General features: G+C 65.0%; 21 protein-coding genes. 8 read left to right on the top strand and 13 right to left on the bottom strand.

Going from position 1 to position 25,609, the window contains the following annotated elements; genetic code table 11:
• Nucleotides 1-79: 79 nt before the first annotated feature.
• From GRI97_RS17065 to GRI97_RS17085, 5 genes are all read right to left on the bottom strand, one after another.
• Entirely contained in the window at nt 80-1,114 is a 1,035-nt protein-coding gene (locus GRI97_RS17065) for a sensor histidine kinase (protein ID WP_161392425.1), read from the bottom strand.
• Between the two features lie 76 nt (nt 1,115-1,190).
• Nucleotides 1,191-1,913, bottom strand: coding sequence for an anti-sigma factor family protein (locus GRI97_RS17070; RefSeq protein WP_161392426.1), 723 nt, complete (start codon nt 1,911-1,913; stop codon nt 1,191-1,193).
• A complete protein-coding gene (locus GRI97_RS17075) occupies nt 1,906-2,451 on the bottom strand; it encodes a sigma-70 family RNA polymerase sigma factor (protein WP_161392427.1) in 546 nt (181 codons plus the stop codon). The genes GRI97_RS17070 and GRI97_RS17075 overlap by 8 nt, the downstream gene beginning before the upstream one ends.
• 21 nt (nt 2,452-2,472) lie before the next feature.
• Entirely contained in the window at nt 2,473-3,723 is a 1,251-nt protein-coding gene (locus GRI97_RS17080) for a glycosyltransferase family 4 protein (protein WP_161392428.1), read from the bottom strand.
• A 109-nt stretch (nt 3,724-3,832) separates the two neighbouring features.
• Nucleotides 3,833-4,612, bottom strand: a complete 780-nt coding sequence (locus GRI97_RS17085; protein ID WP_235917922.1) for a hypothetical protein — start codon at nt 4,610-4,612, stop codon at nt 3,833-3,835.
• Between the two features lie 188 nt (nt 4,613-4,800).
• Between GRI97_RS17085 and GRI97_RS17090 the strand changes: the two genes are divergently transcribed.
• Nucleotides 4,801-6,012: an MFS transporter gene (locus GRI97_RS17090; RefSeq protein WP_161392429.1), complete on the top strand. Its 1,212-nt coding sequence runs from the start codon at nt 4,801-4,803 to the stop codon at nt 6,010-6,012.
• A gap of 206 nt (nt 6,013-6,218) precedes the next feature.
• Here GRI97_RS17090 and trhO read toward each other — a convergent pair whose 3' ends face one another.
• Nucleotides 6,219-7,217, bottom strand: a complete 999-nt coding sequence (gene trhO, locus GRI97_RS17095) for an oxygen-dependent tRNA uridine(34) hydroxylase TrhO (RefSeq protein WP_235917923.1) — start codon at nt 7,215-7,217, stop codon at nt 6,219-6,221.
• A gap of 107 nt (nt 7,218-7,324) precedes the next feature.
• Here trhO and GRI97_RS17100 point away from each other — a divergent pair, with 107 nt between their 5' ends.
• Nucleotides 7,325-8,419, top strand: a complete 1,095-nt coding sequence (locus GRI97_RS17100) for an HPP family protein (protein WP_161392430.1) — start codon at nt 7,325-7,327, stop codon at nt 8,417-8,419.
• A 7-nt stretch (nt 8,420-8,426) separates the two neighbouring features.
• Here GRI97_RS17100 and GRI97_RS17105 read toward each other — a convergent pair whose 3' ends face one another.
• Genes GRI97_RS17105 through GRI97_RS17115 form a run of 3 tightly spaced genes read right to left on the bottom strand, consistent with a single transcriptional unit; the run spans nt 8,427 to nt 11,090 of the window.
• Nucleotides 8,427-8,957, bottom strand: coding sequence for a gluconokinase (locus GRI97_RS17105; RefSeq protein ID WP_202392831.1), 531 nt, complete (start codon nt 8,955-8,957; stop codon nt 8,427-8,429).
• Complete coding sequence (locus tag GRI97_RS17110; protein WP_328598587.1) at nt 8,954-9,994, bottom strand: LacI family DNA-binding transcriptional regulator; 1,041 nt, start codon at nt 9,992-9,994, stop codon at nt 8,954-8,956. The genes GRI97_RS17105 and GRI97_RS17110 overlap by 4 nt, the downstream gene beginning before the upstream one ends.
• Before the next feature lie 43 nt (nt 9,995-10,037).
• Nucleotides 10,038-11,090 carry an L-idonate 5-dehydrogenase gene (locus GRI97_RS17115; protein WP_161392431.1) on the bottom strand — a complete coding sequence of 351 codons (1,053 nt, stop codon included), beginning with the start codon at nt 11,088-11,090 and terminating at the stop codon, nt 10,038-10,040.
• Between the two features lie 82 nt (nt 11,091-11,172).
• Here GRI97_RS17115 and GRI97_RS17120 point away from each other — a divergent pair, with 82 nt between their 5' ends.
• From GRI97_RS17120 to GRI97_RS17135, 4 genes are all read left to right on the top strand, one after another.
• On the top strand, nt 11,173-11,964 hold the full coding sequence (locus tag GRI97_RS17120) for an SDR family oxidoreductase (RefSeq protein ID WP_161392432.1): 792 nt from the start codon (nt 11,173-11,175) through the stop codon (nt 11,962-11,964).
• A gap of 17 nt (nt 11,965-11,981) precedes the next feature.
• The gene (locus GRI97_RS17125) at nt 11,982-12,941 is read left to right on the top strand and encodes a 2-hydroxyacid dehydrogenase (protein ID WP_202392833.1); all 960 of its coding nucleotides are present in this window, start codon (nt 11,982-11,984) and stop codon (nt 12,939-12,941) included.
• Nucleotides 12,942-12,993: 52 nt separating this feature from the next.
• Entirely contained in the window at nt 12,994-13,755 is a 762-nt protein-coding gene (locus tag GRI97_RS17130) for an SDR family oxidoreductase (protein ID WP_161392433.1), read from the top strand.
• Between the two features lie 101 nt (nt 13,756-13,856).
• Nucleotides 13,857-15,257 carry an aldehyde dehydrogenase gene (locus tag GRI97_RS17135; RefSeq protein WP_161392434.1) on the top strand — a complete coding sequence of 467 codons (1,401 nt, stop codon included), beginning with the start codon at nt 13,857-13,859 and terminating at the stop codon, nt 15,255-15,257.
• Between the two features lie 43 nt (nt 15,258-15,300).
• Here GRI97_RS17135 and GRI97_RS17140 read toward each other — a convergent pair whose 3' ends face one another.
• Both GRI97_RS17140 and GRI97_RS17145 read right to left on the bottom strand, forming a co-directional pair.
• Nucleotides 15,301-16,254, bottom strand: a complete 954-nt coding sequence (locus GRI97_RS17140) for a glycerophosphodiester phosphodiesterase family protein (RefSeq protein WP_161392435.1) — start codon at nt 16,252-16,254, stop codon at nt 15,301-15,303.
• Nucleotides 16,255-16,307: 53 nt separating this feature from the next.
• Nucleotides 16,308-18,902: a TonB-dependent receptor gene (locus GRI97_RS17145; protein WP_161392436.1), complete on the bottom strand. Its 2,595-nt coding sequence runs from the start codon at nt 18,900-18,902 to the stop codon at nt 16,308-16,310.
• A gap of 260 nt (nt 18,903-19,162) precedes the next feature.
• Between GRI97_RS17145 and GRI97_RS17150 the strand changes: the two genes are divergently transcribed.
• Nucleotides 19,163-19,819, top strand: coding sequence for a TetR/AcrR family transcriptional regulator (locus GRI97_RS17150; protein WP_161392437.1), 657 nt, complete (start codon nt 19,163-19,165; stop codon nt 19,817-19,819).
• A 43-nt stretch (nt 19,820-19,862) separates the two neighbouring features.
• On the opposite strand, the gene GRI97_RS17155 is transcribed toward GRI97_RS17150, so the two are convergent.
• Complete coding sequence (locus GRI97_RS17155; protein WP_235917924.1) at nt 19,863-21,242, bottom strand: purple acid phosphatase family protein; 1,380 nt, start codon at nt 21,240-21,242, stop codon at nt 19,863-19,865.
• 315 nt (nt 21,243-21,557) lie between these two features.
• Between GRI97_RS17155 and GRI97_RS17160 the strand changes: the two genes are divergently transcribed.
• The gene (locus tag GRI97_RS17160) at nt 21,558-24,350 is read left to right on the top strand and encodes a TonB-dependent receptor (protein WP_161392438.1); all 2,793 of its coding nucleotides are present in this window, start codon (nt 21,558-21,560) and stop codon (nt 24,348-24,350) included.
• An 83-nt stretch (nt 24,351-24,433) separates the two neighbouring features.
• Here GRI97_RS17160 and GRI97_RS17165 read toward each other — a convergent pair whose 3' ends face one another.
• Entirely contained in the window at nt 24,434-25,486 is a 1,053-nt protein-coding gene (locus tag GRI97_RS17165; protein ID WP_161392439.1) for an alpha/beta hydrolase, read from the bottom strand.
• Between the last annotated feature and the right edge of the window lie 123 nt (nt 25,487-25,609).

Genomic DNA, 25,609 nt, shown 5'->3' on the forward strand with positions numbered 1-25,609 from the left:
CAGGGCGCGCAAGAAAAACTACGCCGCAGGCTACGCGTGGCCACGCCCTGCCTGCGCATGGACGCGCGCCACCTCCGCTTCAGTCGCGCATGGCCGACAGCGGGCAGGTCAGCACCAGTTCCAGACCGCCAGGGGCGAAATCGCGCGTGACCTTGCTCTCTGACCCGAAGCCGCGATCGATCAGACGGGATCCGAAGCCGGTGTTGGAAGGCTCCGCCACCGGTGGGCCGCCCTGTTCGCGCCAGATCAGCCGGAACTGGTCACCATCGATGGTCCAGCTCAGTTGCACACGTCCTTCAGGCCGGGACAACGCGCCATATTTGACCGCATTGGTCGCCAGTTCGTGGAGCATCAAGCACAGGAACATGGCGGTTCGCGAACCCAGCCGCAGGTCGGGGCCGTTGAGGCTGATCTGGCCGGTGGTGTTGTGCGGGGCCAGATTGTCGCTGACGATGCCGGTGAAGGACACGTCGGACCAGTTTTGCCGCAGCAGCACATCATGGGCGGTGGAGAGCGCGCCGATGCGGTCACCGAAGGCCTGCACCAGATCGCGTTCGGTCACCTTGCGCAGGGTCTGGCCGGCGATGGCCTGGACCAGCGCCAGCGTGTTCTTGAGCCGATGGGCCAATTCCTGATTGATCAGGTCCAGATCGGCCTGGGTGCGGACCTTGCCGGTGGTTTCCACCACCGTGTCCAGCATTCCGCCGATGCTGCCGTCGGCCAACCGCAACGGGCTGTAGCAGAAGGTGAACCAGGCTTGTTCCATCGTGCCCAGCCGGTTGATGGTCAGCGGGAAGTCTTCGATATAGGTCGATGTTCCGGCAAAGGCCCGATCCACGATCGGCGCGAGTTCCGGCCACACCTCTGCCCAGATATCGGCGAAGGAGCGGCCCAGCGCATCCGGCTTGTTCCCCAGAATGGGCAGGAATGCATCATTGTGGATGGTGGTGAACCGCGGCCCCCACACGATCGCCTGGGGAAAGGAGGAATCGAGCATCTGCCGCACAGCGATGGTTAGTTCCACAGGCCAGCCATCACGGGGGCCAAGCGGGGTGGCCGACCAGTCGAAACCATCGACCCGCGCGGCCATGGTCAGCGGGGATGTTGACGGCATGGTACGACCCTGTCTGCCTTGGCTGATTGCCCCGGCTGGGCGTTTTCCCGGTCAGCGTCAAGTCTGGGGCATTTTTCTAAGACCAGGACTGGTTCAGCCCCTCTGCAGTCTGGTCCAGCTGGATCGGGTCGTCTTCGCCAGTCAGCGCATAGGACATGTCACCGCGCCGCCAGTAGGCGACCGATTGCGACCCTTCGCGCACGGCATCGGGCCGTTCGGGGGCATCGCTGCGCTGGCGCAGGGCGAAGAGGGACAGGGTCTGGCCGCCGTCGGTGCGCACGGCCACCATCAGCGCGGGTTCGCCGTTGGTGGGAAACACCTGCACATCGGTGATGTGCCAATGGGCGGGCAGAGCCGGCAGATCGATCCGCGTGCGGGTCAGGATTTCCTGATAATCGAGCACCGGGGCTTCTATCTGCGAGACCATATGCGCGCGCATCATGGCCACGCGGTGCGATGCCAGCGCCATATCGACATATTCGGGCGGGCCATTGGGGACGAGCACCAAGGCGGCTGCCGCTGCAGCAAGGGCGCCGCCGGCGAAGGGCGCGGCGCGGCGCCAGCCGGATCGGGTTGGGGCCTTTTCCAGCAGGGCAGCGCTGCTGGCGAGGGCTGCACCGGCGGGATCGGCAGGCATGCTCATCAACTGCAGCCCGGTGCGGGTGCTAAGATCGCCCATCACCCGCGCGGCGAGATCGGGATGGTTGGCGAGATGGGCTTCCACGGCGAAGCGGTGGCCGGGGGCAAGCTGATCATCGACATAGGCGTGCAGATCCATGTCGGAAATTGTCTCAGTCATCTTGCCCTCCGACCACGCGCAGCCTGGCATGGGTTTGTTTCTGGCCGTTTTCCGGCATTTCCTGTTCGACCGCGCGCAGCGCCGCACGGGCGCGGGCGAGGCGGGACATCACCGTGCCGATGGGGATTTCCAGCACATCGGCGGCTTCCTGATAGCTGAACCCTTCGACCAGGATCAGATGTGCCACGGCCCGGTGGTGATCGGTCAGGGCGGCAAAGGCATGGGCGATCTGCGTCAGCCGGGCGCGGTGTTCCTGTTCTGGTTCGACATGGGCCAGCAGCGTTTCGGCGAAGCTGTCGTTCCGGCGCGCTTCTGCCGCCGCGCGGCGACGGCCGGAGATGAAGACATTGTGCACGATGGCGAGCAGCCAGCGGCGGCGGCTGCGTTCGGGCTGGAAGGTCTGCTGCCGCTCGATCGCGCGGACCAGCGCATCCTGCACCACATCATCGGCATCGTGATGATCACGGGCGAGGGCGCGGGCATAGCGGCGCATGGCGGTCAGATCGCCTTCCATCGCGTCATCGCGGGTGGATTTCATCCATCGCACGCCGGCTGTCCCTCAGCTCCGAACGGTTGAATGCGCCGTCGCGCAAGTGTTGTAGGCGGTCAGCACCGATCCCAGGATCCTGTCCCAGCGGTACTGCCCGGCGGTATCCCCGGCATAGGCCGCCAGTTTCCGCCGCAGGACCGTATCGGCAATCAGCCGTTCTGTCGCCCCGACATAGGCCGTCGCATCTTGGGGCGGAACCAGCAGCCCGTTGAGCCCATCGGTGATCAGGGCGGAAGCACTGTCCACATCGGCGGAAATCACGGGCAGGCCGGCGGCCATGGCTTCCAGATTGACGTTGCCGAAGGCTTCGGTAACGCTGGGATTGATCAGCATGTCTGCGCTGGCGATGGTGCGGCCGAGGTCTTCCCCCTCCAGATGGCCGGTGAAGACGGCGCTGGGCAGATGGCGTTCGAGCCAGCCGCGTGCAGGGCCTTCCCCCACCACCAGCGGGCGGATGCGGTGGCCGCGGGCGCGCAGGGCAGCAATGGTTTCGGCAAACAGGGCCAGCCCCTTTTCCATCACCAGCCGGCCGAAGAACAGCGGCACGATATCATAGGGGCGATAGCCGAGCCGGGCGCGCAGCTTGTCGCAGCGCAGCGCCGGGTGAAAAATCCGCCGGTCCACACCACGTCCCCAGATCGATACCCGGCCCTGCCCGTGGCGCGCGGCCAGATCGGCGGCGATCGGCGCGGTGGGGGCCAGGATGTGATCGCAATCGCCGTAGAACCGGTCGAGATAGCGCTCGATCGTCGGGCGCAGGAAGCCGATGCGATAATAATCGGCATAGGTTTCGAACCGCGTGTGCAGGCTGGCGATCACCGGAATACCGCGCGCCCGGGCATATTTCTGCGCTTGCCGCCCGAGCAGATCGGGCGCGGAGAGATGGACGATGTCGGGCCGGAAATCATCCAGATCGCGCTGCGCTGCGCGGGTCAACCCCAGCGCGAGCCGGTATTCGGGGCGGCCGGGCAGGGCAAGCGAGCGGACCGCGCGGATATCGCCCACGGCATCGAAGGCCGGCTGCGGCGCGCGCGGGGAAAAGACCCGGACCTGCGCCCGGTCATCCTGCAGCAGGAAGCCGACCAGCCGGTTCAGCGCCTTGTTCGCGCCATCGCGCACGCAATCATAATTGCCGGAAAACAGGGCGATGCGGAGCGGGCGGGCCGGCGCGTACGGGGGTGTGTCCGCGCCGGCCAGTGGCGCGACCAGGGAAATCCGCGGTGTGGGGGTGCGGTCCGGTCGGCCACCTGCCTGCTCCATTCCCGGCACCGCTTGAGGGACCGGCCGGGAAGGAACTGAAACAGGGTATTCAAGCAAGTTCATGGGCAGGTTACGCCTGCCGGAACGGGTTTATTCCATGGTCGACAGACTAAAATTCGCGGATCAGCCGCAGCCCGGCGCGCGGGCGCAGCGCGTCGCCCCGATCCTTCTGCGCGCCCAGGCCCGCCTGCAGGCTCATCTTGGTGCCCAGTTTCTGGTGCCATTGCGGCATCACCATCACATGGCCTTCGTGCCCGCCCAGGAAATTGATCTCCACGCCGAGCACAGTGCCGGCGGCCGCATCATAGAAGGTGGAATGATTGACCACCGCCGCATTGCGCGCCGGCCCGCCGTTCAGGCTGATATCATCCAGCCCGACCATGTTGACGCTGCTCCAGCGATCATCGAAGCGATGCACCAGCATATAGACCAGCGTGTTGGAATAGCGGCCGCTGTGCCGGTCATAGATGCCGAGATATTGCACGCCATGGGCGGATTTCCCGCCGTTGAAGCTGCCCCAGGCGGCTTGCAGCCCCAGCTTGAGTTCGGCCAGGCGCCCGTCTTCGAACGGCAGTTCCGCCTCCACCGCGAAACCATCGGCGAAGGCATATTCCACTTCCGGTGCCCAGGCGATTGTACGATCACCGGATAGCGGCATGACAGCCAGCGTGTTGGCTTCCAGTTCGCCCTTCTTCGCGCCGAGCGGGCGCATCATGTCGAACACCATGGGTTCGGGGACATGCGGATATCCGCTTTCGCCGCCTCCTTCATTGGTCCCGTCATTGGCTAAAGCCGGAACTGTGAAGGACAGCGTCAGAAGGAGCAGGGCGGGGCGACAGGCGCGGGCAAGCGGGCGGCCCGGCAGGGGCCGTGAAGTGCGCTGGGGCAAGAATGTAATCTCCGGCAGGAAAAGTGATCGATCCGCCGCGCATACGTGTGTGCTGCGCGTTTTATTCCGCCGCCACGATGCATTCGGCGGCTTATTCTGCCGCGTGACATCGGCTATGGGCGCGCAGCGTCCGCAGCACGGGGCAGGCATCAAGCCGCCGGCACGGAGGTTTTGGGGGAAAGTTCGGCATGTCAGCGGAAAATGCAGCGGCGAAGGGCAATGGGGCGCTGATCGTCCTGCTGCTGATTGTGTTCATCAACATCGCCGGCTTCGGGATCGTGATCCCGCTGCTGCCATTTTATGCCGATAGCTTCGGCATCGACGCCTGGCAGGTGACGGTGCTGTTTTCCGCCTATTCGGTGGGGCAGTTCGTGGGCGAACCCGTGTGGGGGCGGATTTCCGACCGCTGGGGGCGCAAGCCCGTGCTGCTGTTCACCATGGCGGTGGTGGGCATCAGCTATGCCCTGCTGGCCTATGCGCCCGATTACTGGACGGCCTTGCTGCTGCGGCTGTTTGCCGGGGTGGCGGGCGGCAATATGGGCGTGACCCAGGCCTATGTGGCGGACATCACCCCGCCCCACCAGCGCACCGCGCGGCTGGGTCTGCTGGGGGCGGCATTCGGCGTCGGCTTCATGGTCGGCCCGGCCATCGGCGGACTGCTGGTGGTCGAAGGCGCCGGGCTGGCCGGGTTCCGCCCGCCTCTGCTGGTGGCCTGCGGTTTGAGCCTGCTGGCGGTGGTGGGAATCATCGCCCTGCTGAAGGAAACGCGCCATGCCGCAACCGCGCAGGGCCAGCGCGCCCGGCTGCGCGATGCCATGGCCAATCCGATCATCTTCAACGTGCTGCTGACCACGCTGGTGGCGATCAGCGCCTTTTCCGCGATGGAGGCGATTTTCGGCCTGTGGACCAAGGCGCGGTTCGGCTGGGGCCCGCATGAGGTGGGGCTGACCTTCGCCATGATCGGGGCGCTGTCCGCCCTGACCCAGGCAGTGGTGGCCGGCTGGCTGGTCCGCCGCATTGGCGAGGCGAGCACGCTGGCGCTGGGGCTGGCGATATCGGGCGTGAGCCTGATCGCGCAGGTCTATGCACCCAATGGCGCCTGGCTGGTGGGGCTGATCCCGCTGACGGTGCTGGGCATTTCCATCACCAATCCGGCGATTGCCGGGCTGATTTCCCACGCCAGCGAGCCGCATCAACAGGGCGCGATGCTGGGCCTGAACGGGGCGCTGAGCGCACTGGCGCGGATCATCGGCCCGCTGGTGGCCGGGGTGCTGTTTTCCGCCGTCAGCGTGGATGCACCCTATGTCTTCGCCGGGCTGGGCCTGTTCCCGGCGGCCTGGATCGGCTGGCGGATCAACGCCAAGCTGGCGGAACGGCGGGCGGCGGCCGAGGTGTGGTGAGGCGGGGGTAGGTAGGGGTTTGTGGGGCTGGCGTTGTGGCTGCCCTTCGACGGGCTCAGGGCGAGCGGAGGTGGGGCGCTGGGGGTGGTGTCGTTTTGCCGTTTCTCTTGGAAAAACAACCGTTCAGCCTGAGCTTGTCGGAGGCCACGCGTTGAGGTTTGTGTTGGGAGGGGTTGGGTGTGGGCCTGCGCTGACCTTTGCCCCTGTTACTCCGCTTCGGGATCGCCCTGCTTGCGGGTGGCGCCGACGTGGGTGGTGCCGCGGGACAGGGCGAGGTCTTCCTGGCGCTGGCGTTCGGCGTAGCTGGCGCGCTGGGCTTCCGTCTTGGTGCCGTGGCAGGCGGGGCAGCTGACGCCCGCTTCATACAGGGGGGAAGCCTGTTCTTCCTGGCTGACGGGCAGGCGGCAGGCGTGGCAGACGGCATAGCTGCCCGGTTCCAGATCATGGGTGACGGTCACCCGCTGATCGAAGACGAAGCATTCGCCTTCCCACAGGCTCTGATCCGCCGGCACATGTTCCAGGTAATTGAGGATGCCGCCCTTCAGATGATAGACATCCTCCACCCCTTCGGCCTTGAGGAAGGCGGTGGATTTTTCGCAGCGGATGCCGCCGGTGCAATACATCGCCACGCGGGCAGGTTTGCCTTCACCCAACAGGCGTTCGCGTTCGCTGCGGAACCATCCCGGGAAATCGCGGAAGCTGGCGGTCTTGGGGTCGATGGCGCCATGGAACTGGCCCACGGCCACTTCGTAATCATTGCGCGTGTCGATCACGATGACATCGGGGCTGGAAATCAGCGCGTTCCAGTCTTCGGGCATCACATAATGGCCGACATCGGCCAGCGGATCGATATCGGGCTGCCCCATGGTGACGATTTCGCGCTTCAGCTTCACCTTGGTGCGGTGGAAGGGCAGATCGGGCGCGCGCGACAGCTTCACATCGATCCCGGCGCAACCGGGCAGGGTGCGAATATGGACGAGCAGCGCGGCGATGGCATCATCGGTGCCGGCGACCGTGCCATTGATCCCTTCGCGGGCGATCAGCAGCGTGCCCTTGATGCCGAGCGAGAGCAGCAGCGGTTCGAGCCCGGCCTGCACCTGCGCCGGATCATCGAAGCGGGTGAACTGGTAAAGCGCGGCGACGCAGATCGGCATTTCGGCTTCGGTCACTGACGGGCATTCCATGATGGGGGAGAGCGCGCCCATAGCGGAAATCACCGCCCGCGCCCACAGATTTGGCGGAATGCGACAGCTGGGGTAGGGGGCGCGGCACAATCCGTCGCAAAACCTTCAACCGACAGCGGTGCCTGCCCATGCCTTCTGCCCTCAGTTACCTGAAGCGCTTTGCCCCGGTCGGGCGCCTTGACGGGTTTCGCGCCGCGATCGGCGCGCTGCTGGGCATATTCCTGACCGGCTTTGTCGGCTTCCTCTGGCTCGGTACGACCCACGGACTGCCGTTCCTGCTGGCACCGATGGGCGCATCGGCGGTGCTGTTGTTCGCGGTGCCGGCCAGCCCGCTGGCGCAGCCCTGGTCGGTGATCGGCGGCAATGGCATTTCCGCCTTCGTCGGCGTGGTGTGCGCGATGTTCGTGACCGATCCGCTGCTGGCCGCCCCGCTGGCGGTGGCGCTGGCGATCGGGGCGATGAGCCTGTCCCGCTGCCTGCATCCGCCCGGCGGCGCCATGGCCCTGACCGCCGTGCTGGGCGGCCCCGCCGTCACGGAGGCCGGGCTGTCCTTCGTGCTGGTGCCGGTGGCGATCAATTCGGTGATCCTGCTGGCGGCGGCCTGGCTGTACAACAATGCCACGCGCCATCGATATCCGCATCGCCCCGTACCGGCGGTACCCTTGCCGCATGGCACGACCGATCCGCTGCCGCAGGATCGCGTGGGCTTCACCACCGCCGATCTGGGCGCGGTGCTGGCGCAATATGACGAGCTGCTGGACGTCAGCCTGGAAGATCTGGAAACCCTGTTCCGTCAGGTGGAGGCGCGCGCCCATCGCCGGCTGCATCGCAATCTCAGCTGCGCCGATATCATGTCACGCGACATGATCACCGCTCAGCCCGATGAAGGCGTGGGCCAGGCGCGCGACCGGATGCTGGATCGGGGCCTGTCCTCCATGCCGGTGGTCGATGCGCATGGTTTCGCCCTGGGGATCGTGGGCCATGCGCAATTGCTGGCGGGCAATGGCCGGCTGGTGCGCGATGTGATGAAGCGGGATGGATGCCGGGTGACGCCCGATCAGCCGATCGACGAATTGCTGCCCGCGCTTTCGGGCGGGGTGCATCATGATGCGCTGATCGTGGATGGGGAGGGGCGGCTGGTCGGCCTGATCACCCAGACCGATCTGCTGGCGGCACTGTGGCGCAGTCATGTGGCCGAACAGGTTGCCAGCGCGAAGGGTTAAAGCGAAATCAAACGGGACGGTTCAGGGCATCCAGCACCGCCTGCACCTGCCGCCCCGGCCGCGCATTGCCATCCACCAAGACGAAGCTTTCATCCGGCTGCAAAGGCTCGAAAGCGGCCAGCTGGCTGTCGAGCAGGCTGGCGGGCATGAAGTGATCTTTGCGGGTCTGCATCCGGGCCCATAATTGCGCCCGGCTGGTCCGGGGCAGGACGAACACAATATCACCGGCCAGGGCGCGCAGCTGATCACGATAGGCGCGTCGGAGCGCCGAGCAGGCGGCCACTGCGCCGTGAGGATGGGCGGCGAGCGCGGCGCCGACAGCGGCGAGGAAGGGCGCGCGATCGGTGTCGGTCAGCGGTTCGCCCCGGGCCATCTTGGCGATATTGGCCGGCGGGTGGCAATCATCGCCTTCGATGAAGACGTGGCCGAGCCGGGTGGCGAGGCGCCGGGCCAGGGTGGATTTGCCATTGCCGCTGGGGCCCATGACGACGATGGCGCGCGGCGCATGGTGGCCTGAAACGGCAGGCGTGTCGGTCATGCCGGGCGGACGGTGTTCCGTTCGATGACCGCCAGCCCGACATCGACCCGATGGGCTGCTTCCCGCGCGGGCGGGGTGGCAGAGCCGAGCAGATCGACGATCAGCCGCCCGGTCTGGCTGCCCAGCCCATGGAAATCGACATTGATCGTGGTCAGCGGCGGGTTGATTTCGCGGCCGATCTCGAAATTGCCGAAGCCCATGATCGAAAGATCATCGGGCACGCGCAGCCCCTGCCGCTGGCATTCCATCACCACCCCCACGGCCGACAGATCGGACACGGCGAACAGCGCCTGGGTGTCGGGCGCGCGGCGCTGCAATTCCTGCAGCGCGCCCACGCCATGATCATAGCTGAGCGGGGCGATGCCGTGGCGGATCACGCCGGTGGTGGGCAGGCCGGAGCGCCGCAGTTCTTCCTCGAAACCGCGAATACGTTCTTCTCCGCGATGATCGAGCACGCTGCCATCATAGACCGCACCGATGGCGCCGAGGCGGGTGAAGCCGCGATCGAGCAGATAGCGCGCCGCTGTGCGGCCAACCTCATGATTGGAAAAGCCGATCACATGTTCGATCGGGCGGTGGGGCAGATCGGCAATCTCCAAGATCGGGATATTGGCCGCCAGCAGCAGGCGGGCAATTTCCCGACTGTGCGATGCGCCGGTCAGGACGATGGCTTCGGGCCGGCGGGCCAGCAGATTGCGCAGCTGGCGTTCCTCTTCACCCAGATCGTAATCGGTATAGGCGATCAGCAGATCATAATCGGATCCGCGCAGCACTTCGGTCAGGCCATGGGCGACGGAGGCGAAATTGGCATTGGTCAGCGTCGGCAGCATCAGTGCGACGAAACCCGTGCGCCGGCTGGACAATCCGCCGGCGGCCTTGTCCGGCACATAGCCGAGATCGGCGATAGCGCGGTTCACCCGGTCCCGCGTGGCGGGCAGCACCACGTCGGGATCGCTGACCACGCGCGATACGGTCATGCGCGAGACGCCGGCCAGCTGGGCCACTTCGCGAATGGTCGGGCGACGGGTCGATTTCACGCTTGATCCTCTCAATACCCTGTCATTGCGGCCATTCGGCACATCATTCCTGTTTGGCAATGGCAATATGCAGCTTGACCACGCGGCTGCGATCCCCCGCCTGTTCGAAGGCGGATATCGCATCGGCCAGCGGATAGGTGCCCGACAGGATCGGCGAGACATCGATCTGCCCGGTCATGATCAGCTGGGCCGCCAAAGCGAATTCATCATGCGCGCGGAAGGCGCCGACCAGATCGATTTCACGCGTCTGCAGCTGGTTGATCGGCAGCGACACTTCGCCCGGCGGCATCATGCCCAATTGCACGATCCGCCCGCCGCGCCGCATCACCGGGAACAGCGAATGGAGCGCGCTGGGCGATCCCGAGGCTTCGAAAGCGATATCGAAGGCCTGGTCATCGGCGCGATAACGAGCAAGGCCATCGGGATCACTGCGGACATTGAGTGTTTCGGCAACGCCAATCCGATCTTTCGCCACGGCGAGTGCCGCGTCTTCGATATCGGTGCACACGACATGGACGGCGCCGGCCAGCAGCGCGCAGCGCGCGGTGAGCAGGCCGATCGGGCCCGATCCGGTGACGATGACCCGGCGGCCGAGCAATTCGCCCGCGCGCTTCACCGCATGCAGCGCCACGGACAGCGGTTCGGCCACCGACAGCGCCAGCAGATCGGTATTCTCCGGCACGGGGATCACCTGATCGGCGCGCAGCACCAGATGTTCGGCAAAGCCGCCCTGCACATGGGGGAAGCGGCCCGCACTGCCCAGGAAGCGCATATCGGCGCACAGATTGCTGCGCCCGGCGCGGCACCAGTCGCAGTGCAGACAGGCGCGGCTGGGGTTGAGCGCGGCCTTCTGCCCGACGGTGAGCCCGGAGACGGCAGAGCCCCATTCGAGCACCCGGCCGGAAATCTCATGCCCGAGGACCATGGGTTCGCGCAGCGCAAAATCGCCGACCGCACCGCGATGGAAATAATGCATGTCCGACCCGCAGATCCCGCCGTAGGCCACGGCCACCCGCACCTCATCGGCGGCGAGCGGTGCATCGGTGCAATGCTCGATCCGCAAATCCTTCGCCCCGTGGCAAATTGCCGCCTGCATCCTGTTCTCCCTCGCTGGTGGGACCGTTATCATTGCCGGGCTTAGCGGGCAAATCCTGTTGCCATGGTATCGGTCCCTTCCTATGCCGGGGCCCCAATCAGAGGAGGGGTGCATTCTCGAACTGTTCAGCCTGGCCGGACGCAATGCGCTGATCACCGGATCATCGCGCGGGATCGGCTTTGCCCTGGCCCGCGCCATGGCCGGGGCCGGGGCGCATGTGATGCTGAATGCCCGCGATCCGGCCGCGCTGGAGGCAGCGGTTGAGGCGATCCGCGCGACCGGCGGCAGCGCCAGTGCGTGCCATTTCGACGTGACCGATCCGGCGGCCATTCATGCCGCGATCGGCGCGATCGAACAGGACCAGCCGATCGATATTCTGGTCAACAATGCCGGGGTGCAGCGCCGTGCGCCCCTGCATGAATTCGACGATGGCGACTGGCGCGAACTGATGGCGACCAATCTGGATGGCGTCTATTATGTCAGCAAGCGGGTGGCGCCTGGCATGATCGCCCGCCGCAGCGGCAAGATCATCAATATCGCCAGCGTGCAGAGCGAACTCGCCCGCCCGACGATTGCCCCCTATACGGCAGCCAAGGGGGCGATCCGCAATCTGACGCGGGGGATGTGCGCCGACTGGGCCGGCCATGGCATTCAGGTGAATGCGATTGCGCCGGGCTATTTCAACACACCGCTCAATGCCGCGCTGGTGGCCGATCCGGTGTTCGACGGCTGGATCTGCCAGCGAACGCCAGCGGGGCGCTGGGGCGAATTGTCCGATCTGCATGGCGCGGCGATCTTCCTGGCATCGGCCGCATCGAATTTCGTCAATGGCCAGACGCTCTATGTCGATGGCGGCATCACCACAGTAATCTAATGAGAAGGGAAGGGCCGATGGCCGCTGACACACAGGGCGACAAGCCCCTGGCGCTGCAGATGAACGGGTTTTCCGCGCCGATGGAGGCGCAGCTGGCGCAGCTGCTGGAGGTGGTACGCTGGTTCGATCTGACCGCCGAGGAACAGCGCAGCCTGCTGAAGGAACGCGGGCATCAGGTGCGCGTGGTCACCGCCGGGGGCCATGTCGGTTGCCCGCCGGAACTGATGCGGCAGTTGCCGGCGCTGGGGCTGGTGGCGCTCAATGGCGTGGGCACGGACAAGGTGTCTCTGCCGCTGGCGCGTGAACGCGGGGTGGGGGTGACGACGACGCCCGATACGCTGGCCGATGATGTGGCGGATCTGGCCATCGGGCTGATGATTGCGCTCAAGCGCCGCATTCCCGCCGCCGATGCCCATGTCCGGGCCGGGCACTGGCCTGACAGCGAGATGCCGCTGGCGCGCAAGGTGACCGGATCACGCATGGGCATTTTCGGCCTGGGCGCGATCGGATCGGCCATTGCCCAGCGCGCGCGCGGCTTTGGCGAGGTCGGCTATGCTTCCCGCAGCGGCAAGCCCGTTGATTATCGACGGTTCGACAGCCTGTCGGAACTGGCGGCCTGGGCCGATGTGCTGTTCATCGCGGCGGCGGCAACCCAGGAAACGGCCGGCGCGGTCGATGCCGAGGTGCTGCAGGCGCTTGGATCATCCGGCGTACTGGTCAATATTTCCCGTGGATCGGTGGTGGAGGAAGCGGCGCTGATCGCCGCGCTGGAGGATGGCGTGATCGCCGGGGCCGGGCTGGATGTGTTCATCGACGAACCGCGCGTGCCCGAAGCGCTGCGCCGCTTGCCCAACACCGTGCTGACCCCGCATATCGCCAGCGCGACGGTGGAAACCCGGGCGGCGATGGCCGATCTGGTGCTGGGCAATATCCGCGCCTTTCTGGCTGGCAAGCCGCTGGTGACCCCGGTGCAGTGACGCGTTTTCCGCGCCAGCGCGGCGAGGACCAGGAGGATATAAGGAGCGTATGATGGCAGGCGGACAGCAGGACGGGCGCGTGGGGCTGATTACCGGGGCGGGCAGCGGGATCGGCCGGGCCGCCGCGCTGGCGCTGGCGGCCCGGGGTTACCGCCTGGTGCTGGTCGGGCGGCGGTCTGCCGTGCTGGAGGAAACCGCAGCGCTGGCCGGCGATATACCGACGCTGGTGGCGCCCTGCGATGTCGCCGATGAAGCGGCGGTCGATGCACTGTTCGCGCAGGCGGTGGACCATTTCGGGCGGATCGATCTGCTGTTCAACAATGCCGGGCTGGCCCTGCCGGCCACGCCGATCGAGGATCTGGCGCTGACCGACTGGCGGCGGCTGGTGGATGTGAACACCACCGGCGCTTTCCTGTGTTTGCGCGCCGCCTTCCGCGTGATGAAGGATCAGGATCCGCAGGGTGGGCGGATCATCAACAACGGGTCGCTGTCTGCCCATGTGCCGCGGCTGTTTTCCGCCGCCTATACCGCCACCAAGCATGCGATCACCGGGCTGACGCGGTCGGGATCGCTGGAAGGGCGGCGCTACAACATTGCCTGCGGCCAGATCGATATCGGCAATGCCGCGACCGATCTGGGCGGCGGGGTGATGGATGGCGCGCTGCAGGCCGATGGCAGCCGCCGTGCCGAACCGCTGATGGATGTGACCGAAGCGGGGGAGGCGGTCGCCTATATGGACAGCCTGCCGCTGTCGACCAATGTCCAGTTCATGACCGTGATGGCCAGCGCCATGCCCTTTATCGGGCGCGGCTGAGCCTGGGGCGCCTCTGCCGCGCTCCTCTTGGCAAATCCCTTCCGCCCGCTATCCATGGGGCAAAGGCGGTGTTCCGCCTGACCCAAGCGGAGAGGATGGGCATGACATTTCAGCGATTGAACCCGATGACCGGGGAAGTGGCGTCGAGCGCGCAGGCGATGAAGGCGGGCGATATCCCCGCCATTGCCGAAAAGGCGCAGGCCGGTTTCGTGCAATGGTCCAGGCTGGGGCCCAATGCCCGCCGCGCCGTGCTGATGAAGGCGGCCGATGCGCTGCAGGCGCGCAAGGATGCCTTTGTCGAGGCGATGATGGGCGAAATCGGCGCCACCGCCGGCTGGGCCATGTTCAACCTGGCGCTGGCCGCCGGCATGGTGCGCGAAGCGGCGGCCATCACCACCCAGATCGCGGGCGAGGTGATCCCGTCCGATCATGACGGCACCGTGGCACTGGCGCTGCGCGAACCGGTGGGCGTGATGCTGGGCATTGCGCCGTGGAATGCGCCGATCATCCTGGGCGTGCGCGCGATCGCCGTGCCGCTGGCCTGCGGCAACAGCGTGATCCTGAAGGCATCGGAACAATGCCCGCGCACCCATGCGCTGATCATCGAGGCCTTTGCCGAGGCAGGCTTCCCCGAAGGCGTGGTGAATGTGGTGACCAATGACCCGGCCGATGCCGGCGAGGTGGTGGGCGCACTGATCGATGCGCCGCAGGTGAAGCGGATCAATTTCACCGGCTCCACCGCCGTGGGCAAGATCATCGCCAAGCGGGCGGCCGAACATCTCAAGCCCGTGCTGCTCGAACTGGGCGGCAAGGCGCCGATGCTGGTGCTGCATGATGCCGATCTGGACGAAGCGGTGAAGGCGGCGGCGTTTGGTGCCTATATGAACCAGGGCCAGATCTGCATGTCGACCGAGCGGATCATCGTGGTCGAAAGCGTGGCCGATGAATTCGCGCGCAAATTCGCCGAGAAGGTGAAGAGCATGCCGGTGGGCGACCCGCGCGAGGGCAAGACCCCGCTGGGCGCCGTGGTCGACCGCAAGACGGTGGATCATTGCTATTCTCTGGTGGCAGATGCGGTGGGCAAGGGCGCCGTGCTGCTGACCGGCGGGGACACCACGCATAACGTGCTGATGCCTGCGCATCTGGTGGACAAGGTGACGCCGGAGATGAAGCTGTTCCGCGACGAAAGCTTCGGCCCGGTGGTCGGCATCATCCGCTCGCGCGATGAAGACCATGCCATCGAACTGGCCAATGACACCGAATACGGCCTGTCATCGGCGGTTTTCACGAAGGATACGGCGCGCGGGCTGAAGGTGGCCAGGCGCATTCAGGCGGGCATCTGCCACATCAATGCCTCGACCGTGTCGGACGAGCCGCAGATGCCCTTCGGCGGGATGAAGGCGTCGGGCTATGGCCGGTTCGGCGGCAAGGCGGGGATCGATTCCTTCACCGAACTGCGCTGGGTCACGTTCGAAACCGAACCGGGGCATTACCCTATCTGATCAATTAAGGCCGGGGGCGTGGTCGCACGCCCCCGGTCCTTATTTACGAACCGAACGGGCGGACGCCCTTGGCGGCCAGATAGACGGCCAGCGATTCCGGGCGATCGGTCAGGAACACGGTCGCGCCGGCCTGCAGCAGGCGGCCCCAATTGGCATCGGGATCGAGCATGGCCAGCTCGTCCGAATAGCCGCCGGCGGTCGCGCCCCAGAACGGTTCGGCCCAGGCGCGGGCCCCGCTGGCGCGGACGGCGGCGACGCCTTCTTCGAAATAGGGCAGGTTGAGGAACACCACCGTGTAGGCGGCGGGCCGGTACTGGCTGTGGCTGGCGACAATGTCCGACAGCGGTGCGCCGAAGCTGGTGACGCGCTGGAGATAGGTCACCTTGTCCAGCAGCGGCACCTTGCCGAGCAGATGATCATCGCGCCCGGCGGTCAGCTTGACCGTCATCTGATCGAGCACGCCCATCCGTTCCAGCAGGGTCAGCGATTGCGCCCACACAGCGGGCAGATCGGGGCCCTTGGCATCCAGATCGACCAGGATGCGGCCGCGCATGGCCTCCATCGCTTCTTCGAAGGTCGGGATCTGTTCACCGGTCATCGGCGCATCGGGCCCGCCGGTGCCGAAGCGCAGGCGCAGCGCCTTGAGTTCGGCCAGCGTCATATCCGCCACGCGGCCGGTGCCATTGGTCGTGCGGTCCACGGTGGTGTCGTGCATCAGGATCAGCGCGCCATCCTTGGTGATCTGCACATCGGTTTCAATGATGTCGATGCCCAGGCGCATGCAGCGCTCAAACGCGGCGAGCGAGTTTTCCGGGGCTTCCACATGGCAGCCGCGATGGGCCACGATCATGGCGGGGCCATCGGGATCGCGCAGGCGGGCGACCAGCTGCTGGGCGCGGGTCTGGGTGGTCTGTTGGGCGGCGGGCTCTGCCGCGAGCGCGGGCAGGGGCAGGCAGGGGGCGGCCAGGAGGGTGGCAGCCAGAATTTTGCGAAGCATCGGGGTCATCCTCGGTTGGACGGGTGCGACCGGGATCGCACCCGTCGCAGCGATCAGTAGCGGAAGGAAAGCCCGGCCCAGAAGCCGCGGCCGTGCTGGTTGATCTCTCTCACTTCGTCATAGACGGCGTAGCGTGTGTCACGGGATTCACCGAGCAGGTTGCGCCCTTCGGCCACGAACTGCACCTGATCGGTCAGCTTGATGCGGATCTGCGCATCAAGCTGATTGAACGGCTGATAGAGCAGATCCTGCAGCGGCGAGGCCGTGCTGAGCGCCTGATAGGAAACGCCCGGCCGCGAATAGCTGACCCGCCCTTCGAACCAGCTGTCCTTGTAGAAGACGGAGGCGTTGAACATGTGCTTGGGCTGATCGATCAGCTGATCGACATCGCGGCGCGTGCCATTGGCCATGACGATGGCGGCATCGGTCTTGATGATCGTGTAGTTGACCGAGACGCCCAGGCCCGACAGCGCCGGGGGCAGGAACGGCAGGCTGTTCATGACCGCGCTCAGTTCCAGCCCGGTCAGCTTGGCCGATTCCAGGTTCTGCGGTTCGGAGAACACATAGGTCAGCGGGCCATCGACGACCTGGGTCACGCCGCGGAAAATCTCGTCCTTGATGTTCTTGTGGAACACGCCGGCGGACAGGATGCCGCTGTTGCCGGCGAAGTAATATTCAGCCGAGATGTCGAAATTGTCGGCCCGGCGCGGCTTGAGCGTCGGGTTGGGGCGCGACACATTGACGATGCCGGCCGTTTCCGTGCGGGTTTCTCCGCCGGCCAGATCGGTCTGGTTCGGGCGGCCGAGCGAGCGGCTGTAGGCGGCGCGCAGCTTGAAGGCCGGGGTCAGATCATAGGAGATCAGTGCGGACGGCAGGAAATCGCCATAGTCATTCGCGTCGGCAACCGGATCGATGATGCCATTGACCAGCGCGTAGCGATCCACATTCACGTCGGTCCATTCATAGCGGCCGCCGCCGATGAAGTGGAACCGGTCGCCCCTGGCTTCGACCAGGCCGTAGATGGCGGTGACATCTTCCTTGAAGCGATAATCGCCGGTCAGCGCGGAATTGCCGCGCTGCGCCTGGGTGAAAGCGCCGGGATTGCCATAGAGATAATCCCAGAACAATTCGCGGTCGACCATCGGCAGCGGCGCGGTGCCATAGGGCGGGGTGTAGCTTTCGGTGCGGTCGAACTGATCCAGCGTGCGCGGGGTGCTGCTGGTCCAGGACGGGGCTTCGCGATCGACCGTGCGTTCGGCCGATTTGTAGGCGGCGCCGGCACCGATCTGCCACATGCTGTCAAGGCTGTGGCGCACATCGCCCTTCACCGCGCGGACCTGTTCGCGCACGTTGAAATCGGAACTGCTGGCGGAGGTGAAGTTGTAATTGGCGGTGTTGGAGAAATAGGCCGGATCGTTGAAGCTGTAGGTCGGTACGCCCGTTGTGTCGTAGGAATAACCGATCTGCGAACGGTTGCCGCTGGAGAAGCTGGCGCCCGGGCCGATTTCATCCCAGCGTGACTGGGAGAGAGAACCGCCCAGCTTGATGCTGGTCTGGTCATTGTCCCATTCGATGCGTGCCTGCGCGACATCGACCGGTTTGGAAATCACGAACTGGCTGGTGTTGATGGTGGCGCTGGCGGTGGCGACGCTGCCGGTGTTCGGCCCGGTGATGACCGGGGTGGAAGCCGGCGTCAGCGTGACGGAATAGCGAGTTTCGTCATCGTCCTGGGTGTAGCGCCCGTAATAGAGCGAGGCGTAGAAATTGCCGTCAGGCTTGTATTCCAGCGCGCCAGATCCGCCCCAGCGCTTGGAGTTGAGGGCATAGTTGAGGAACAGCCCGCCATTGGGCACGCTGGTGACATCCTGGTTGAGCGGATCGGTCGCGGCCACGCCACTGGCGGTGAAATAGCTGTTGCTGGCGATGATCAGCCGTTCCTGATCGCGGGTGCGTTCCATGTAGCTGCCGGTCAGCATGATGCCGAACACATCATCCGGGCCGAACCGCGTCGTCAGCGTGGCGTCCGCGCGATAGGACGGTGCGCCTTTGCCGGGAACATTGTTGCTGTCGTAATAGCCGACCAGCGCCTGCCCGGCGAGATAGGTGCCATTGGTGTCGAAGGCGCTGCGCGTCTGCAGATCCACCAGGCCGCCGATGGCATTGCCGTCATGCGCCGGGGTCAGCGATTTCACCACTTCCATCCGGGCGACGGCGCTGGCAGGCACCTGTTCGATCAGCACGCGACGGCTGGCCTGATCGCTCGACGCCAGTTGCAGGCCGTTGAAGGTGACCAGCGTGTAATCGGGATTGAGACCGCGCACGGCGGCGTAGCGGCCTTCGTCTTCGTCGAACACGGCCGAAACGCCGGGCACGCGGCGCAGCGCATCGGCGATGTTGTAATCCGGGTTCTGGCCCGCGTCATCGGCGGTGACGAATTCGGAAATGGTGTCGGCATTGCGCTTGGCGGAAATCGAGCGCTGGTTCTGCAGGCGATAGCCGCTGACGACGATGGCTTCGGCTGCCGGTTCGGCGGCAGCGGTGCCGTCTGCCGGTGCGGTGGTGGTTTGCGCCTGTGCCTGTGAGCAGGATGCCCAGGCCATCGCGACAAGCGAGGCGGTAAATGCGGTTTTGCGACCCTTGTTCAACATTATGCCCTCAAGTTTTTGTTGTGAACGCGTGTTTGTTCGCCCGGAGCAGCGCTGCTGCCCGGAGGTTGGAACAGATTCTGGGAAACCATATCGGTTATCGACGGTCGGGGACCGCCGCAGGCGTCAGGATGGCGGCCAAACCTATCCAGCGCGGTTTACATGGTTGCCTCGTAGCTGCTGATTACGATACGGGCTCGTATCGAAACTCTGTTACAGTTTTGCGAGCGCTGAAATAAAATGACGAATGGCGGGAGAATTGCGTGAACAGCCCTGAGAGCGAAGGCGCCCGTGCTCCGGGGCGGCCCCGCAGTGCGGAGCGCGATGTGCAGATTCGCGATGCCGCCTGGCGGCTGATCGCGCAGTCGGGTTGCGCGGCGCTGACCTTCGAAGCGATCGCCCAGGCGGTGGGCTGCAGCCGTTCCACCCTGTACCGGCGGTTCGATTCCAAGGGCGATCTGATTCTGCATCTGCTGGATGAAACGGCCCTGTCTTTCGAGCCGGAATTCGCACCCGATGCGACGCCGCGCGATATCCTGATCGCCCACGTCCGCATTTGCGCGATCATGTATCGCGGCCATCGCGGGGTAGCCTTCGTGCATATCTTCGCCGCTGCGCGCAATGATCCGGCCATCGCCAAAGCGGTTCGTTCGCATGGCGCGCTGGTGCTGCCCTATTATTTCGCGCCGATGCGGCAACTGGCGCCGGAGGCGAGCGAGCGGGGTATTCTGTTCGCGCTGCACACGCTGATCGGCAGCGTGATGCATCATGCGGCTGGCAGGGGCGCGCCGCCATCGGAAAAGGAATGCGAATATCTGGTGGATGCGGCAATCCTGATCGCCCGCATCCATGATGATCCAGGGGGCAATGGTTCCGGGGAGGAAGTTCCGCAGACCATCCGCGCCGGCATGGAAGGCTGACGACGAGGGCCCTTGATCGGTCCCCCGTCGTCATGCTGTATGCTTAGTCCTTGATATCGGCGGTGCAGGGCAGGCCGTCGGGGCCCAGCCTGCCGGCCGGCATCGGTCCATCGACCTGCTGTACCGGGCCGCTGCAGTGGCGCACTTCGGGCAGTTCGGCGGCGACATTGGTCAAATGGTTGCGACCATCGGCGCCCTTGTCCAGATCGAAGCCGTCATACAGCACACCGGTGTTGAGATAGGTGCGCAGCGACAGCTTGCCCGGCGCCACATCCACGATCTGGAACATGCTGCTGTCTTCAGCCACGCGATCTGGCTGGGTCAGCGCGCGATCGTTGAGGCCATACATCTTCGATCCGGCGACCGAGACGAGATAGACCGGCCCCTGGGTGGCGCCGTTGGCGCGGGCGGCATTGCCGGCTTCACGGCCTTCCTCTGCCGTCAGCCGGGCGTAGCAATGGTCATGCCCCTGCAGCACCAGATCCACGCCATTGGTTTCGAAGATCTGCTTCCACGCATCCTTGAGCACCTTGGTGTCGCGCGGGCGGGCGCAGGTGAACAGCGGCTGGTGGAACAGCACGATCTTCCAGCGGGAACCGGCATCGGCCAGTTGCGCCTGCAGCCAGGCGGTCTGGGCCGGCAGCGTGCCGAGATCGAGGGCGGAGGTGCCGTCCATCACGATGATCCGCGCGCCCTGATAATCGAAGCTGTAGCTGGTCTTTTCCACGCCCGGCGCGCCATTTTCGGGCAGGGCGAACATCAGCGGGAAATGCGGGCCCAATTGACGGTTTTCCTGTCCTTCCGGGCCAGGAATATCGACATATTCATGATTGCCGGTAGCGGGAGCCTGCGGAATAGCGGCCATGGCCCAGCCGCCCGATGCGGCCCATTCGCCCCATTCATCATCATGGACCATATTGTCGCGGCTGGCGACCAGATCGCCGGCGTGCAGCACCAGCCGGGGATCGCCCGCCATCAGCAGCGCGCGGCGCCAGGCGAGCGAGCCGATTTCCAGAATGCCGTTCTGCGTATCCCCGAAATAGATGAAGCGGAACGGATCGGTATTCGCAGCAGCGGTGCGGAACTGGTGCCATTCGGAAAAGCCGCCCGAACCTTTCACGCGATAGGCATAGGCCGTGTCCGGCTGCAGCCCGGTGAAGCGGACCTTGTGGTAGAGCGCGCCACCATTTTCGCTGAGCGTCGGGACCGACTGGCCGAGCACCTGCTGCGCGTTCTGACCGAAGGCCGGGGTGGGCAGCAACAGTGCCAGTTCGGCCACAGTGCCTTCGGTCGCCATGTCGGTGCGCCACGACACGGCCATGCCGGTGGTGGGGTCTGCCGCAGGGCTCAGAATGATTCGGTCAGGCAGGTTGCGGGCGGCATAGGGGCGCCCGGGCGCCGGCGGGGCCTTTTCCCCGCGCAAATCAACGACCGGTTGTTGTTGTGCAAATGCCACAGTGGGTGTTGCGCTGAGGGCCAAAGCGGCCATGAGCATGCGAACGGGCGTGATGCGCGACATCGGGCGGAAATCCTTTGTTTTTGCCGTAACAGGGCCGGCGCCGGGGGAGATGCCTGTGCGCCAGATTTGGCGCAGGACTGAAACCAGCGGCCTCTAGCGACATTTTGTGTCGCTTTTGTTGCAGAAAATTGTCCACTTTTCGGACCGGATTTTGTCAGAAAACCGTCATTTGCCGAACCTATCCGGCCGCCAGAACATGTCACAATTGAAGGTAAGATAATGGTCGGCATCAACAGGGTTCGCGGGCGCAAGGTCGCGCTGCTGGCAGCGGCAACGCTGTTCTTCTCTCCCACGGTCGCTCTGGCGCAGAACACCGTCACCGGCCGCGTGCTGGACGCCAATGGCGCCGCGCTTCCGGGGGCGGAAGTGATCGTCAGCGAAACCGGCCAGCGCGTCGTCGCCGACCGTCAGGGCCGCTTCGTCGTCCCCTCGCTGCCCGAAGGTCAGGCCACGCTGGTCGTGAACTATCTGGGCGTGCAGTCGGGTACGCAGACCATCAGCGTGACGCAGGGCGCCGCCAATGATGTGCAGGTTGTACTCCAGGCACAGGAAGCTGAAGGCAATGTGATCGTGGTAAGCGGTTCCATCCTGGATGCGACTGCCCGCGCGCTCAACCAGCAGCGCAATGCCGACAACACCACCAATGTGATTTCGTCGGACGCCATTGGCCGCTTCCCCGACAACAACATTGCCGAAGCGCTGCAGCGCGTCCCCGGTTTCGGCGTGGAACGCGACCAGGGCGAAGGCAATTTCATCTCCATCCGCGGCGCGCCGTCGGAATTCACCGCCATCACCGTGGACGGCATCAGCCTGCCTTCGACCAGCCCGGATACGCGCGCGGTCGATCTCGGCTCCATTCCGTCGGATGTGGTGTCCTCTGTCGAAGTGTCGAAGACGTTGCTGCCTTATCAGGAAGCGGATTCGATCGCCGGTGCGGTCAATCTGACCACGCGTTCGCCCTTCGACACCAATGGCCTGCGCATCACCGCCAATGGCGGCGCCAGCTACAATGAATTCGGTGACACCAGCGATTATCGGTTCGGCGGCACCGTCAGCAACACCTTCGGCAATGTCGGCATCCTGCTGTCCGGCAGCCTGGCGCAGACCAACCGCAAGGTCGACAATTTCGAATCCATCTGGGATGTGGTCGAACGCCCCGAAGGCGACGAAATTCTCGGCGTGCCGGAACAGGAATACAAGGATTACGACACCCGGCGCGAACGTCTGTCGCTGACCGGTGCCGTCGAATTCCGCCCTGACAATGTCAGCAAGTTCTTCGTGCGCAGCACCTGGACCCGCCGCACCGACGATGAAAATCGCAATCTGCTGGCGGTGATCTATTCCGACGGCGATCTGGAAGAAGGTGCGACCGAAGGTACTGCAACCTGGTCCAACACCCGGATCGAGAAGGAATTCCGCCACCGCATCATGAAGGATGAATCGCTGGTCGTTTCCGCCGGCGGTGAACATGAATCAGCCGGACTGGGCCTGGATTATACCGTGTCCTACGCCCGTTCCACCCAGACCTATCCGATCCGTGCCCAGCTGCGTTTCCGCAGTTCGGCGCGCCCGACGATCGATCAGGACTTCGTCACCAACCCCGATCTGCCGGCGATTTCGCTGTTCGAAACCGGCGAGCATCTGGACGTCAGCCGCTATGCCTATCGCGAAACCGCGCTGCGCGAACAGCCGACCGAGCAGGATGAGCTGGGCTTCCAGACCAATCTGCGCATTCCGACCACGCTGTTCGGCAGCGATGCGACGATCCAGGCCGGCGCCAAGATCCGCATCCGCGATGTGAACGCGGACAATGACCAGTGGCGCGATCGCAGCTCTGCCGCCAGCTGGGCCGCAGAACATGGTTCGATGGCAGATTATCTGACCGATATCCCCTCGCAGAACTTCGACTATCTGCTGGGTCGCAAGTTCAATTCGCAGATGCTGGGCGATTACTTCCGCGAAACCGAAGCGAACACCAAGCTGAGCCCGCGCGTGCCGGATTCGGTCAATTCCGATTACCGCGTGTCGGAAGATATCTTTGCCGGTTACCTGATGACCCGCGTCGAAATGGGCAACGCCAATCTGATCATCGGTGGTCGCGTCGAACACACCCGTTTCGAAGGTCAGGCTGCCCGCTTCAATGAAGACACCGAAACTCTGGTGCCGCAGTTCGTGACGCGCAGCTATACCGACTTCTTCCCCAATCTGACGCTGCGTGTCGCGCTGACCGACAATCTGATTGCGCGCGCTGCCGCCAGCCGCGCCATTTCGCGGCCGAATTACCGCGATGTCGTTCCGCGCATCGCCGAAGCGGATTCGGGCCTGGAAGTCGAAGTCGGCAACCCCGATCTGAACCCGACGCTGTCGAACAATCTCGATGCTGGCCTGGAATACTACTTCCGTCCGCTGGGCATGATTTCGGTCAATGTGTTCTACAAGGATCTGAAGGACTATTCGTTCGAGATCCGCGAATCCGGTGTGACCTTCGACGGTCGCGACAATGTTCGCCTGATCCAGAAGATGAATGCACCGGAAGGTTCCATCCTGGGCGCCGAACTGGCGGTGCAGGCACAGGCCACCTTCCTGCCGGGTGCGCTGGCCGGCTTCGGCGTATTCGGGAATATCGCCTATGCCGATGCCAAGATGACTCTGCCGGGCGCGGTTCCGGATCGGGCCATGGAAGTGACCCTGCCGAACCAGTCCGAATGGACCTATAACGCGGCGATCTTCTACGAATGGGCCGGTTTCAACGCCCGCCTCGCCTATACCAAGCGCAGCGACTACCGTGATGAATTCGATTACGGCAATGCCGCGCTGGATACCTATTGGGAAGGTCGCGAACAGCTCGACCTGACGGCCAGCTATGACTTCACGGACAATTTCAACCTGTTCCTGGAAGCCAAGAACCTGACCAACACTCCGGGTGTCCGCTATGCCGGCGACCGTTCGCGGGTGACCGAATATGAAAAATTCGGCCGCCTGTTCTTCCTCGGCGCACGCCTGAAGCTCTGATTTGTGTTTGCGGGCCGTTTGGCCCGCAATCCGCCAAAGGCCCTTCTCTCCGATTGGAGAGGAGGGCTTTTTGTTGTGCTCAGCTATTCGCCCGCGTCGGGCCGGGCGGCCAGCATCAGCGCGGGGATCAGCGAAGCGCGCATCATCTCCCCATGGCTGAGGCCGGGAAACTGGCGATATTCGATCTGCGCCCCGGCCTGGCCGAATGCGGCCACCACCCGTTCGGTTGCATCGGGCAGGCGCGGCACGCCCCGGCTGGTGTCCGGCTGACGGGGTGCTTGCGGTGTTGCGGGGCTTGGCGGGGCCTGGGTGGGCGCGGCTGTGCCGGCTCCGGCTGGCGCTGCCGTCCGTGTGGCATCGCGGCCGCCGCCGCTCATCATCCGCAGTACCCGGCCGTTCAGCGCGTGCGGCGGGGTGGCGATGATGTCGCTGACCAGTTCGCCGTCATGATACCACAGCGATGCATCGCCGGCGGCGTAGCGCTGGTAGAATTCAGGGTGGTTGCGCAGCGTGTAGAGCGTGAACAGCCCGCCAAACGAATGGCCCCACAGCGTCTGCCGCTGGCGGTCGATCTTCGCCATGGCTTCGACGCGCGGCTTGATCTGCTGTTCGATGAAATGGGCGAAGATGTCCGCCCCGCCGCCGGGGCGCCCGCGCACCACCGGGGCGATCGGCTTGCCGTCCTGGATGACCGGCGGGGTATAGTCATAGGCGCGCGCCAGCGTATCGACCCGCGCCGCCGTGTCATAGCCGATCGCGACCAGCACCGGCGGTGAAAGGATGTAGAGCGCTTCGAGTTCCGGATCGCTGATCAGCCCCATCGCGGCATTGCCATCGACCATATAGAGCACCGGATAGCCACGGGCAGGCGCGGCACGTTTCGGCACGGCGATCTGCACCCAGTAATGCCGCTGCCCATCGGCGGAATCGATCTTGAAGGAGGAGAAGCTGTAGAGCTCGCTGCCCCGGTTGACGATGGTCGGGCCCACCGCCCGTTCGAACCGCCCATTGCCCACCTGGGTGCCTGCCGCCGGGATGGCCGCCTCTGCGGCGGTCGTTTGCGCCTGCGCACCGGGAATGATCCCGGCCAGCGCCGACAGGCTCAGACCGGCGGCGAACAGATGTCTGCGAGGCATTGTGAAGAAGACCCTTTATCCTTGTTATCCGGGGCGCGGGTCGCATTGCTACTAACGAAACGCAATAGCATTTGTGTATCGGTTCGCGGCGCTTGACGGCGGGCATGGGCTGGTGTTGCTGCG

Origin of the sequence: Croceibacterium xixiisoli, from assembly GCF_009827305.1 — a bacterium.
Taxonomy (GTDB): domain Bacteria; phylum Pseudomonadota; class Alphaproteobacteria; order Sphingomonadales; family Sphingomonadaceae; genus Croceibacterium_C; species Croceibacterium_C xixiisoli.